11 protein-coding genes are annotated in these 12546 nt (G+C 66.2%); 6 read left to right on the top strand and 5 right to left on the bottom strand.

The genetic code is table 11. The features are described from left to right. Positions 1-117 precede the first annotated feature (117 nt). A complete protein-coding gene (locus tag SBP01_RS07415) occupies positions 118-1464 on the bottom strand; it encodes a cation:dicarboxylate symporter family transporter (protein WP_275213506.1) in 1347 nt (448 codons plus the stop codon). 143 nt (positions 1465-1607) lie between these two features. Here SBP01_RS07415 and SBP01_RS07410 point away from each other — a divergent pair, with 143 nt between their 5' ends. Together SBP01_RS07410 and SBP01_RS07405 are read left to right on the top strand one after the other, a co-directional pair. Next, positions 1608-3248 (top strand): sensor histidine kinase, encoded by a 1641-nt coding sequence (locus SBP01_RS07410; protein WP_320537987.1) that lies wholly within the window; start codon positions 1608-1610, stop codon positions 3246-3248. Beyond that, complete coding sequence (locus SBP01_RS07405) at positions 3245-3958, top strand: response regulator (protein ID WP_275213503.1); 714 nt, start codon at positions 3245-3247, stop codon at positions 3956-3958. Before SBP01_RS07410 ends, SBP01_RS07405 begins: the two co-directional genes overlap by 4 nt. Here the strand turns inward: SBP01_RS07405 and SBP01_RS07400 are convergent. Next, on the bottom strand, positions 3955-5853 hold the full coding sequence (locus tag SBP01_RS07400; RefSeq protein WP_320537986.1) for a propionyl-CoA synthetase: 1899 nt from the start codon (positions 5851-5853) through the stop codon (positions 3955-3957). The two genes, SBP01_RS07405 and SBP01_RS07400, sit on opposite strands and share 4 nt — an antisense overlap. A gap of 173 nt (positions 5854-6026) precedes the next feature. Here SBP01_RS07400 and SBP01_RS07395 point away from each other — a divergent pair, with 173 nt between their 5' ends. The 4 genes from SBP01_RS07395 to SBP01_RS07380 are packed head-to-tail and all read left to right on the top strand — an operon-like array spanning position 6027 to position 10310. Then, on the top strand, positions 6027-6683 hold the full coding sequence (locus tag SBP01_RS07395; protein WP_275213724.1) for a GntR family transcriptional regulator: 657 nt from the start codon (positions 6027-6029) through the stop codon (positions 6681-6683). Continuing rightward, positions 6676-8196, top strand: coding sequence for an MmgE/PrpD family protein (locus SBP01_RS07390; RefSeq protein ID WP_320537985.1), 1521 nt, complete (start codon positions 6676-6678; stop codon positions 8194-8196). Before SBP01_RS07395 ends, SBP01_RS07390 begins: the two co-directional genes overlap by 8 nt. Positions 8197-8229: 33 nt before the next feature. Beyond that, positions 8230-9135: a methylisocitrate lyase gene (gene prpB / locus SBP01_RS07385; RefSeq protein WP_320537984.1), complete on the top strand. Its 906-nt coding sequence runs from the start codon at positions 8230-8232 to the stop codon at positions 9133-9135. Positions 9136-9170: 35 nt separating this feature from the next. Next, the gene (locus SBP01_RS07380; protein ID WP_320537983.1) at positions 9171-10310 is read left to right on the top strand and encodes a bifunctional 2-methylcitrate synthase/citrate synthase; all 1140 of its coding nucleotides are present in this window, start codon (positions 9171-9173) and stop codon (positions 10308-10310) included. A gap of 73 nt (positions 10311-10383) precedes the next feature. Here the strand turns inward: SBP01_RS07380 and SBP01_RS07375 are convergent, their stop codons facing one another. Genes SBP01_RS07375 through SBP01_RS07365 form a run of 3 tightly spaced genes read right to left on the bottom strand, consistent with a single transcriptional unit; the run spans position 10384 to position 12534 of the window. Further along, the gene (locus SBP01_RS07375; RefSeq protein ID WP_320537982.1) at positions 10384-10869 is read right to left on the bottom strand and encodes an 8-oxo-dGTP diphosphatase; all 486 of its coding nucleotides are present in this window, start codon (positions 10867-10869) and stop codon (positions 10384-10386) included. Between the two features lies 1 nt (position 10870). After that, complete coding sequence (gene xerD, locus SBP01_RS07370) at positions 10871-11872, bottom strand: site-specific tyrosine recombinase XerD (protein ID WP_320537981.1); 1002 nt, start codon at positions 11870-11872, stop codon at positions 10871-10873. Beyond that, entirely contained in the window at positions 11872-12534 is a 663-nt protein-coding gene (locus tag SBP01_RS07365) for an NUDIX hydrolase (RefSeq protein ID WP_320537980.1), read from the bottom strand. Before SBP01_RS07365 ends, xerD begins: the two co-directional genes overlap by 1 nt. Positions 12535-12546: the final 12 nt, after the last annotated feature.

Here is a 12546-nt window from a genome sequence, read left to right as displayed (position 1 = left end):
TGGATTCTGAGCCTTGACCCTCTACTAGAGGTCGAAGGTTAAGGTCCGGGACGCACAAACCGCCCCGGCAGCAAGGCTGCAGGGGCGGTCGGTGTTTGGAAGCGGAAGAGCCGGCTCTTAGGCGTGCGCCGCTACCTCGGGGGTGACGGAAGACGAGCCCATCCGGTCGCCGTGACCCGCCATCATGGTCTGTTCGTCGAAGGGAAGTTCGCCGGAGAGCACCTTGGTGACCTGCTCGCCGTCGATCTCCTTGACCCACGTGCCGATCAGGACGGTGGCCACCGCGTTGCCGGTGAAGTTGGTCAGGGCGCGGGCCTCGGACATGAACCGGTCGATGCCGACGATCATGCCGACGCCGCCGAGCAGCTGGGGTGCGTGCGCCTGGAGGCCGGCCGCCAGGGTGGCCAGGCCGGCACCGGTCACGCCTGCGGCGCCCTTGGAGGCAATGATCATGAAGACCAGCAGGGAAACCTGCGCTCCGAGGTCCATTGGCATGCCCATGGCGTTGGCCACGAACAGCGACGCCATGGTCAGGTAGATGGCGGTGCCGTCCAGGTTGAAGGAGTAGCCCGTGGGGACGGTGACACCGACAACCGGCTTGGAAACGCCCAGGTGTTCCATCTTGGCGATGAGGCGCGGCAGGGCAGCCTCGGAGGAAGACGTGGAGAAGATCAGCAGGTACTCGCGGGCCAGGTACTTCATCAGCTTGAAGATGTTGACACCTGCAACAACCTGCAGGATTCCGCCGAGGATGACCACGATGAAGAGCGCGCAGGTGATGTAGAACGCCACCATCAGCGTGAACATGCTGATGATTGCCTGGAAGCCCGTGGCCCCGACGACGGCGGCGATGGCGCCGAAGGCACCCACCGGGGCGAGCCACATGATCATGATCAGGATGCGGAAGACAAGAGCCTGTCCGTGCCCGATGGCCTTCAGGATGGGGGCACCCTGCGGGCCCATCTTCTGGAGGGCAAAGCCGACCAGGATTGCCGCGAGGAGGGTGGGGAGGACCGGAATGTCCCCGGGGATGATACCCAGCAGGAAGTCCACGGTACTGTCCGTGGCGGCCTTCTTATTGGGGTCGTAAGGGGTCAGGTTGAGTCCCTCACCCGGGTGGATGAGGTTGCCGACAACCAGGCCAATGGCGAGCGCAAACGTGGACATGAGCAGGAAGTACCCCAGCGCCAGGCCTCCGACTTTGCCTACCGTGGCTGCCTTGGCGATGGAACCGATGCCCAGGACGATGGTGCAGAAGATGATGGGCGCAATCATCATCTTGATGAGCTTGATGAAGCCGTCGCCCAGCGGCTTCAGCGATTTGCCGACCTCAGGGAAGATCAGGCCGACGAGTGCGCCCAGGATGACGGCTGCGATGACGGCCATGTAAAGGTAGTGGGATTTGTCGAGGCCCTTGCGGGCGGCCTTCGCAGGCGCCGCTGACTCTCCTCGTTGAGAAGCCATGATGTGTCTCCTTGCATGGATATTCTGGTAGACGCTGCGGCGCATTCTCTGGGCACATCGCGTCAGTCTGGTGTGATATCCATCATTGGGCACGCCGTGACTTAGCTCACCGTTGCGTTCATATTGGTCATGGGAGGTGCTTGATGATCCACCGCTGGAGTATCGCCCGCAGGCTGTTTGTTGCCAACCTGCTCATCGTGCTTGCCTTCATCGCGATCGTCGGTACTGCCACTTACGTTGATGCCCGGGACCGCAGCTATGAGGAAGCCGGCCGGCGGATGACGGGGGTGGCCGCCGCTGTTGCCGCCAATCCCCTGGTCCTGCAGGCGGCCGACACACCGGATCCGTCCGCGCTGCTGCAGCCGTACGCGCTGGACGTCATGGCTGGTTCCGGAACGGATTTCGTCACCATCATGGCCCCCGACAGGACACGCTGGACCCATCCCCGGAACGAGGAACTCGGCAGGCCCTACATCGGCTCGATCGACGCTCCGCTCCGCGGTGAAGTCTTTACCGAAGTCACCGCCGGAACCCTCGGGCCGTCAGTGCGGACGGTGGTCCCGGTCAAGGACGCGGCCGGGAAGGTCAGGGCCCTGGTGGCCGCCGGCGTCACGGTCCGGACAGTCGATGTTGCCTTGTCCGGCCGGTTGCCGGCGTTGCTGGCCCTCGGCGCCGCACTGCTGATAGGCGGGTCACTGGCGTCCTGGCTGCTGGGCCGGTACCTGCGCCGTGTCACCCGAGGCTGGGGCCCCGAGCAGTTGGCGCAGCTGTTTGCCTATTACGAATCGGTGCTTCATTCCGTCCGCGAAGGACTCATACTCATCGACACCAAAGGCAGGGTGGTGATGTACAACGACCAGGCAGCGGACCTGCTGGGCCTGGAGCCCTGCGGCTCGGACGAGGACCCTTCGCGGCCGCCGCTGCTGGCGGACCTCCCGCTGGCACCGAGCCTGAAGGCCCTCTTCGAATCGGGCCGCCCCGCCCACGATGAGATCCACCTGACGGGTCCGCGGATTGTGGTGGTGAACCAGGGCCCTGCCGTGGAGCCCGTCTCCCCCGGTATCCGCCGCCCGGCCGTCTTCGGGACCGTTGCCACCATCCGCGACCGGACGGAGATCGAATCCCTGGGCAGTGAACTCGAGACCATGCGCACTCTCTCCGATGCCCTGCGCGCCCAGACCCACGAGCACGCCAACCGGCTGCACACCATGGTGTCCCTGCTGGAACTGGGCCGTACCCGGGAGGCCCTCGAGTTCGCCACGAAGGACCTTGAACTGAGCCAGCAGCTCACGGACGAGATGGTGAACTCCGTGGACGAACCCGTCCTCAGCGCCCTGATCATGGGCAAGGCTGCCGAAGCGAACGAGCGCGGCGTCAAGCTGACGCTCGCGGCCGAAGGCTCTGCATCCGTCACCGGCCTTGCGGTCCAGGACCTGGTCACCATCCTGGGGAATCTCCTGGACAACGCCATCGACGCCGCGGCCGATGGCGAGGCACCGAAGTGGGTGCAGCTGACGGTTGAGTCGGACGCCGAGGGACTGGACATCATGGTCGAGGATTCGGGCCCCGGCGTGGACCCGGCCGCTGTGGAGGACATCTTCCGGCAGGGCTTCAGTACCAAGGCGGCGGGTCCCTTTGGACGAGGCATCGGCCTGGCCCTGGTCCGGCAGGCCGTCCAGCGTCTGGACGGTAGCATGACCATCACAGGCACACACGGCGCGCGCTTCCATGTGTTCCTGCCGGCCCTGGCCGCCGGAACCGATAAAAAGGAGCAGGTCCTGTGAGTGATATCCGCGTCCTCGTGGTTGAGGACGAACCGGTGGCGTCTGCCGCCCATGCGGCCTATGTGGGCCGGATCCCGGGTTTCTCGCTGGCCGGCACCGCACCGGACGGACAGTCCGCGCTCCGGCTCCTCACGGAACTCGCGGCCGCAGGCCAACCCGTGGAACTCGTCCTCCTGGACATGAACCTCCCGGACCTGCACGGCCTGGACATTGCGCGGCGAATGCGGGCCGCCGGCATCCTGGCGGACATTATTGCGATTACGGCGGTGCGCGAGGTGGCGATTGTCCGGAGCGCGGTTGCCATCGGGGTGGTCCAGTACCTGATCAAGCCCTTCACCTACGCCACGTTTGCGGACAAGCTGGGCAGCTACCGGCTCTTCCGGCAGCAACTGGCTTCGCCGGCGGCAGGGGCGGGCAGGGCGGGGGCGTCCCAAAGCGATGTGGATCAGGCGTTCGCAAGCCTCCGGGCGCCGTCGGAACTGCCGTTGCCGAAAGGCCTCTCCGGCTCCACCCTCGACTCCGTTAAGGAGTACCTGAAGCAGCAGCCGAGCGCTGTTTCGGCCACGGAGGTGATGGCGGCGCTAGGGATGTCGCGGGTGACCGCCCGCCGCTACCTCGAATACCTTGCCGACGCCGGCGCGGCCACCCGGGCCCCCCGCTACGGCACCCCGGGGCGCCCGGAGAACGAATACGGCTGGAACCGGTCCTAGGCTGCCCCGTCCGGCCGCAGCACCCCCACCAGCTGTCCGATGACTTCCGGGTCCTCAATCGTGGAGGGCACAACGTACGGGTCGCCGTCGGCAATTTGCCGCATGGTCTTGCGGAGGATCTTGCCCGACCGGGTCTTGGGCAGGGCATGAACCACGGTGGCGTGCTTAAAATCGGCCACAGGCCCTATGTTCTTCCGCACCAGGGCAACCAGCTCGCGGGCCAGTTCGGCTTCGTCGGTTTCCGCCCCGGCTTTGAGGACCACATACGCGGAGGCGCGCTGCCCCTTGAGTGGATCCGCCACCCCGATCACGGCACACTCCGCCACCGCCGGGTGGCTGGAAATGACCTGCTCAATGGCGCCGGTGGACAGCCGGTGACCGGCCACGTTGATGATGTCATCGGTGCGGCCCATCACAAAGACATAGCCGTCGGCGTCCCGGTATCCGCTGTCGCCCGTCACGTAGGTGCCCTCGAAGGCCGCAAGATAGGAGGACACGTAGCGGTCATCGTTTTGCCAGAGTGTGGTCAGGGTGCCGGGGGGCAGCGGCAGACCCAGGACAATATTCCCCTCCTCCCCCGGCTCCACGGGCTCGCCGGAGCTGTCCACGATGCTGAGGGCATAGCCGGGCATGGGGACGGTGGGTGAGCCGGGTTTGAAGGGAAGGTCCTCCAGGCCGCGCGGATTGGCGCAAATGGCCCAGCCGGTTTCGGTCTGCCACCAGTGGTCCACCACGGGGACGCCCAGGACCTCGCCGGCCCAGCGGTAGGTTTCGGTATCGAGACGTTCTCCGGCTGCAAACAGCGTGCGGAGGCTGGAGATGTCGTAACGGGCCAGCTCCGCGGCGTGGGGATCGGCCTTGCGGATCGCCCGGAGGGCGGTCGGCGCCGTGAACAGTACATTGACCTTGTGGTCCTCGATGACGCGCCAGAACGCCCCGGCGTCGGGGGTGCCCACCGGCTTGCCCTCGTACAGGACCGTGGTGGCACCTGCCAGGAGCGGTCCGTAGACGATGTAGGAGTGGCCCACCACCCAGCCGGCATCCGACGCCGTCCACATCACCTCGCCGGGCCCGATGTCGTAGATGTTGGCCATGGTCCAGGAAAGGGCGACGGCGTGGCCGCCGTTGTCCCGCACGACGCCCTTGGGTGCGCCCGTGGTGCCGGAGGTGTACAGAATGTAGAGCGGATCCGTGGCGGCCACGTCCACGGGCGCCGCCGGAACGGCATCTTCCATGGCCTGGTCCCAGTCCAGCCACCCCGGGAAGTCTGAGAGCGCGGCTGCGAATCCTTCCCGGCCCTTGACGATGACCGGCAGCGGGCCGGCGGTGCTCAGGGCGAGGGCTTCGGCGACGGCAGGCAGATACTCCACCCGCCGGCTGGGCTCCATGCCGCCCGTGGCGGTGACGATGACAGAGGGCTTGGCGTCATCGATCCGCGCCGCCAGCTCTTTGGGCGCGAAACCGCCGAACACCACAGAATGCACCGCCCCCAGCCGGGCGGTCGCCAGCATGGCAATGGCCGCTTCCGGGATCATGGGCATGTAGATGACCACCCGGTCTCCCTTGCCCACGCCCTGCGAGCGCAACACCCCGGCAAACCGTGCCACCAGTGCAGTCAGTTCGGCGTAGGTGAAGCTGCGTTTGATTCCCAGCATCGCCGAGTCATAGATGAGGGCGTCCTGGTCTCCGCGGCCTGCCTCGACATGCCGGTCCAGGGCGTTGTAGGAGGTGTTAAGCACGCCGTCGGGAAACCAGCGGTACAGGGGCGCCGCCGAGTCATCCAACGCCACAGCGGGTTCCTTGGTCCACGACACCGCCCGGGAAGCCTCAAGCCAGAAGTCGTCGCGCTTTTCCAGGCTCCGCGAATACGTTTCCTGATAATTCCTACCGGCCATGATGAGCTCCCGTCCACGCTGACATTTGCCCTTCATGCTATGCGCAGACTCGAGGCAACACAAGGGTTCTGTATACATTGATGCCTCATTCACCCGGCAGATAAGCGAAAGCTAGGCGCCGAACGGATTTCGTGTATACACTGGAGGACATCCACGACATGACGGGAGGAACGTTGCGAGCCAGCGACAAAGCCTATGCGGCACTGCGCGAGGACATTATCGAGTGGCGCCTCGCGCCGGGCACCGTCCTCGCCGAAGTGGAACAGTCCGAACGCCTCGGCGTGTCCCGCACCCCCGTCCGGGAGGCGCTCAGCAGGCTCAACGCGGAGGGGCTCACGACGGCGGCAGGCGGCCGCGGCGTCGTCGTCACCGATATCTCCCTGGAGGACATCGATGAGATGTTCGAGCTCCGCGCGACCCTCGAGGGCAAGGCCGCCGCACTGGCCGCCGAACGCGGCGAGCGAGCCGTGTTCGCACAGCTTCACGCCGATCTTCTGCGCGCCCCCGAACTCATCAGCCAGGATGATCCCGCCCGGCACGAATATTACGCCCTGGTGGGGCGCCTCGATGAGGCAATCGATGCCGCGATCTCCAATTCCTATCTCGCCCAGGCGATGCGCAGTCTTCGGGTCCACCTGGTCCGGGTCCGCCGGCTGGCAGCCGACGACGCCGCGCGCCTGAACGCAGCAGCGGCCGAACACGCCGCAATTGCCGAGGCCATCGCCGCCGGCAACGCCAAACTCGCCGAAGCCGCCACCACCGTGCATCTGCACCGCAGCCTTTCCCACGTTAAAGCAACCCACTCACCGAATGAGGAGCATCATGGTTAAGCTCAACCACGTCCGGGTCTACAAGAGCGAAGAGAACCTCGCCCGAAAAGACCAGCTGGCGCACAAGATCGCTGAGGTCGCCGCCGACCCCGTCGAGGTCACCCCCGAGGTCACCGAGATGGTCATCAACCGGGTCATCGACAACGCGTCCGTCGCCATCGCTTCCCTGAACCGCGGGCCCATCGTCGCCGCCCGTGCCCAGGCGCTGACCCACGCACCCACCACCAACGGCAAGGGGTCGGGTGTCTTCGGCATCACCGACAGGGTCTCCACCGAATGGGCGGCCTGGGCCAACGGCGTGGCCGTACGTGAGCTCGACTACCACGACACCTTCCTGGCGGCCGAATACTCGCACCCCGGCGACAATATCCCGCCGATCCTCGCCGTGGCGCAGCACGTGGGGGCCAGCGGCAAGGACCTGATCCGCGGCATCACCACCGGCTACGAAATCCAGGTCAACCTGGTCAAGGCCATCTGCCTGCACAAGCACAAGATCGACCATGTGGCCCACCTCGGTCCCTCCGCAGCTGCCGGCATCGGCACCCTCCTGGACCTTGATGTTGAAACCATCTTCCAGTCGGTCGGCCAGGCCCTCCACACCACCACTGCCACCCGCCAGTCGCGGAAGGGCGAAATTTCCACCTGGAAGGCGCACGCTCCCGCGTTCGCCGGCAAGATGGCCGTTGAAGCCGTGGACCGTGCCATGCGCGGCCAGACGTCCCCCGTCCCGATCTACGAAGGCGAAGACGGTGTCATTGCCTGGATGCTGGACGGCCCGGACGCCTCCTACGAGGTCCCGCTGCCCGAGGCCGGCGAGGCAAAACGGGCCATCATGGACACGTACACCAAGGAACACTCCGCCGAGTACCAGGCCCAGGCCTGGATCGACCTGGCCCGCAAACTGCACAAGGAGCACCCGGAGGCCACGGACCCCGCCAACGTGAAGTCGGTCCTCATCAAGACCAGCCACCATACGCACTACGTGATCGGTTCCGGCGCCAACGACCCCCAGAAGTACAGCCCCACGGCCAGCCGCGAAACCCTGGACCATTCCATCCCGTACATCTTCACGGTCGCCCTGCAGGACGGCGCGTGGCACCACGTTGACTCCTACGCCCCGGAACGTGCCGGCCGGCCGGACACCGTGGAGCTGTGGCACAAGGTCACCACCGAGGAAGACCCGGAATGGACCCGCCGCTACCACTCGCTGGACATCGCGGAGAAGGCCTTCGGCGGATCAGTGGAAATCACCCTCAACAACGGCACTGTCATCACTGATGAGATCGCCGTGGCCGACGCCCACCCGCTCGGCGCCAGGCCGTTCGCCCGCCAGCAGTACATCAACAAGTTCCGCACCCTGGCTGCCGGCCTCGTGACCGAGGAGGAAATCGAACGTTTCCTCGCCGCCGCCGAGAACCTGCCGAACCTGGGCGCCGGCGAACTGGACCAGTTGAACATCACTGCCGCCCCCGGCGTGATCAACCTCAGCGACGCCCCCGCCGGCCTCTTCTAGGCAACCCCTTCCAACCTCTGACAGGGAGAACCCATGCTGTACTCCAAAACAACACCGGAGCAGAAGCGCGTCGCACTGCGCGAGATGCTCGCCTCCGGCACCATCGTGCAGTTCCCCGGCGCATTCAGTCCCCTCTCGGCACGGCTGATCGAGGAAAAGGGCTTCGCCGGCGTCTACATCTCCGGTGCAGTGCTGGCCAACGACCTTGGCCTGCCGGACATCGGCCTGACCACCCTGACGGAGGTTGCCACCCGGGCAGGGCAGATCGCCCGCATGACTGATCTGCCCTGCCTGGTGGACGCGGACACCGGGTTCGGCGAGCCCATGAACGTGGCCCGCAGCATCCAGGAACTCGAAAACGCCGGCCTGGCCGGCTGCCACATCGAGGACCAGTTCAACCCGAAGCGTTGCGGCCACCTGGACGGCAAGAACGTGGTGGACCTGGACACGGCCACCAAGCGGATCCGGGCGGCGGCGGACGCGCGCCGGGACCCGAATTTCCTCATTATGGCCCGGACCGACATCCGGGCGGTCGAAGGGATCGAAGCCGCCCAGGAGCGGGCCCGCGCCCTGGTGGACGCCGGCGCCGACGCCATATTCCCGGAGGCCATGAAGGACCTGTCCGAGTTCCAGGCCATCCGTGATGCCGTGGACGTACCCGTCCTGGCCAACATGACCGAGTTCGGCAAGAGCGATCTGTTCACTGTGGACCAGCTGCAGTCGGTGGGCGTGAACATGGTGATCTACCCGGTCACGCTCCTGCGCATTGCCATGGGCGCTGCAGAGCGTACGCTGGAATCGATTAAGGCAACAGGATCCCAGGAAGCACAGGTGGAGAACATGCTCACCCGTGCGCGTCTCTATGACCTCGTTGACTACGAGGCCTACAACCGATTCGATACCGGCGTTTTCAACTTCCAGATTCCCGGCGTCCGCTAGGGCCCGGGAAACCCGAAAGAACGAAGGAGTTCAACATGGCTGCTGAAGATATTAAGAAGGGCCTGGCCGGCGTCGTGGTGGACTACACCGCGGTCTCCAAGGTCAACCCCGATACCAACTCGCTGTTGTACCGCGGCTACCCCGTCCAGGAGCTGGCCGCAAAGTGCAGTTTCGAGGAGGTGGCCTACCTGCTCTGGAACGGCGAGCTGCCCACCCCCGAGGAACTGTCCGCCTTCTCCGCCCGCGAGCGCGCCGGCCGCGCCCTGGATCCGGTGCTGAAGCAGGTTATTGATGCCCTGCCCACCACCGCGCACCCCATGGATGTGTGCCGGACGGCGGCCTCCGTCCTGGGCGCCAGGCATGAGCTCGCCGAGGATTCCTCGCCCGAGGCCAACATGGCCAAGGCCGTGGACCTGTTCGCCGCCATGCCCGCGGTGGTCGCTTACGATCAACGCCGCCGGCGCGGCCAGGACGTGGTGGAACCGCGGGAGGAGCTGGGCTACTCAGCGAACTTCCTGTGGATGGCCTTCGGCGAAGACCCCGTGGACGAGGTCATTGAGGCCTTCAACGTCTCGATGATCCTGTACGCCGAGCACTCGTTCAACGCTTCCACCTTCACCGCTCGGGTGGTCACCTCAACCCTTGCTGACCTTCATTCTGCGGTCACGGCTGCCATCGGCGCCCTCAAGGGGCCCTTGCACGGCGGCGCCAATGAAGCCGTGATGCACACCTTCGATGAGATCGGCATCCGGCCCGAGGAATCACTGGAGGACGCTGCCGCCCGGGCGAAGGCCTGGATGGAGGACGCACTGGCGAAGAAGAAGAAGGTCATGGGCTTCGGCCACCGCGTCTACAAGCATGGCGATTCCCGCGTTCCCACCATGAAGGCCGCACTGGACAAGATGATCGCCCACTACGGCCGGCCGGAGCTGCTGGGACTGTACAACGGGCTTGAGCAGGCCATGGACGAGGCCAAGGCCATCAAGCCGAACCTCGACTACCCGGCAGGTCCCACCTATCACCTGATGGGCTTCGACACCCCGACGTTCACCCCGCTGTTCGTGGCCAGCCGGATCACCGGCTGGACCGCGCACATCATGGAACAGGCTGCCTCAAACTCACTGATCCGGCCGCTGAGCGAATACAACGGGCCGGAAGAACGGCACGTACCGTAGGACATTCAGGAATGGACGACGGCGGGCCGGTCACCTCAGGAAGGTGGCCGGCCCGCCGTCGTATGTCCTGGCGTCAGCGGGTGGAGTAGTCCAGCACTTCGCGGACGGTCTCATTGTCATCGTTCAGGACCACCGTCAGGCGCAGCAGGAACCCGTCCAGCGCCATGGGTAGCCAGTGGGCCGCGTCCTGCCACATCCGTTCAACCGGCAAGGACCCGACGTCGAACCACTCCGGCGCGATCTCGACGCTTTCCGTCGGCTCACCGTCCCAGCGCTCGGCCACGAACAAGCGTGTGCTCATGTTCCACTCCGGCCGGGCCGGGAAATCGAAAACCACCACACCGGCGTCGCGGAGATCCGTCTCCAGGACCACGACGCCGGCTTCCTCCTGCACCTCGCGGCAGGCTGCCTCCTCATCGGTCTCCCCCGGCTCCACGTGGCCGCCCAGCCCAACGATCTTGCCCATGCCAAAGCCGGTCTTCTTGGTCCCCAGCAGGACCTGGGGTGTTCCGGCGACCTCCCGGGTAAGAAAGCACAGCGTGACAGCGGTGTACGTCATCTCAGCCCAGCGCCCTCGGATGGGCGGCGGCATAGATTTCGCGGAGGGTATCCGCAGTCACCAGGGTGTAGACCTGCGTGGTGGTGACGGAGGCGTGGCCCAGCAGTTCCTGCACCACGCGGACATCCGCCCCACCCTCGAGCAGGTGGGTGGCAAAGGAATGCCGCAGCGTGTGCGGCGAAACGTCCTTGGTGATGTTGGCGCGATCCGCGGCCGCCTTCAGGATGGTCCAGGCGCTCTGCCGGCTGAGCCTGCCGCCCCTGGCGTTCAGGAACAGCGCCGGGGTGCCCTTGCCTTTCGCCGCCAGTAGCGGGCGGCCCCGCACCAGGTACGCGGCCACGGCCCGGGCGCCGTAGGAGCCGAGCGGCACCAGCCGTTCCTTGGACCCCTTGCCGAACAGCCGGACCACCGCCGGCCCTTCCTCCGCTTCCTGCAGGGAGATGTCGTCCACGTCCAGGCCCACGGCCTCGCTGATCCTGGCCCCGGTGGAGTAGAGGAACTCCAGCAGGGCGCGGTCACGAAGGCCGGTGGCGGTGTCGGTGCCGGCAGCTTCGAGGATGCGGGTGACTTCGTCCACGCTGATGGCCTTGGGCAGCCTTTTCCCCGGCATGGGCGGGTGCACGTCGCTGGCGGGATCCGTCGTCGTCAGGCCTTCGAGCGCCCAGAACTTGTGCAGGCCGCGGACAGCCACAATCGTGCGGGCTGCGGAGCGGATGCCCAGGGCCGTGCCGCCGTCGGAACCGTCGTTGAGGGCCAGCACGAAACCCGTCACATGGTGGCGCGTGATCTGGTCCGGGGCCAGGCATCCCTGTGCCGCCAGGTATCGGGAGTACCGCGCCAGATCGCGACGGTAGGCGGAGAGCGTGTTCGCTGCCAGGCCCCGTTCGACGCCCATGTGCTGGAGATAGGCCCGCACGGCGCGGTCGATTGGGCTCTGGGGAGGGGCGGCCGGGGCCGCGCTTTCGGGGGCTGCGGCCTCCACTGCTGAAGGGACGGCCGTCATCAGCGCTGGCTTGGGTGCGCCGGCCAGGGCGCGTCCCCGGGACGCAGCCCGGCATAACCGTCGGCGCGCGCCGCGGCCGCGGCGAGGATTCCGACGACGGCGGACGGGTTGTGCAGCCGTCCCGCCAGGACGCCCGCAACGGCGTCGTCCAGGGCGATCCAGTGGTACTCGATTTCGGCTTCCTCATCCGTCCGCTCGTGGCGCTCATGGTGCGGCACGTCGGTAAGATCGCGGGCGAGGTAGATCCTGATGGCCTCGCTGGATGATCCCGGTGAGTTGAAAAAGTCGGCCAGGACATTCCACGTGGCGGCGGCGAGGTCTGCTTCCTCGGCCAGCTCGCGGGCAGCGCCCACCACAAAATCCTCGCCTTCCACGTCCAGGAGTCCGGCCGGGATTTCCCAGAGGTCCATGCCGACGGGGTGGCGGTACTGCCGGATGAGCAGGACCTCACCTGCCTCGTTCATCGGCAGGACCGCCACAGCGCCCGGATGGTCAATGTAGTCACGGGTCAGCGCCTCGCCGGCCTCGCTTAGCTGGAAGCTGTCGCTCACAACGTCCCAGATCCGGCCTTCGTAGACCTTCTCCGTGGACAAAAGACGGCGCGGGCTCGGTGCATCCGAAACCTGCTTTGCAGCCGGGGTCGTCTCAGGTGTACCGGGCATCGCGCCGTCCTT

Source organism: Pseudarthrobacter sp. IC2-21, assembly GCF_034048115.1.
In the GTDB taxonomy this organism is placed as follows: domain Bacteria; phylum Actinomycetota; class Actinomycetes; order Actinomycetales; family Micrococcaceae; genus Arthrobacter; species Arthrobacter naphthalenicus.
Note: the sequence above shows the minus strand (reverse complement) of the source record. Positions and strands in the feature narration are given on the sequence as shown.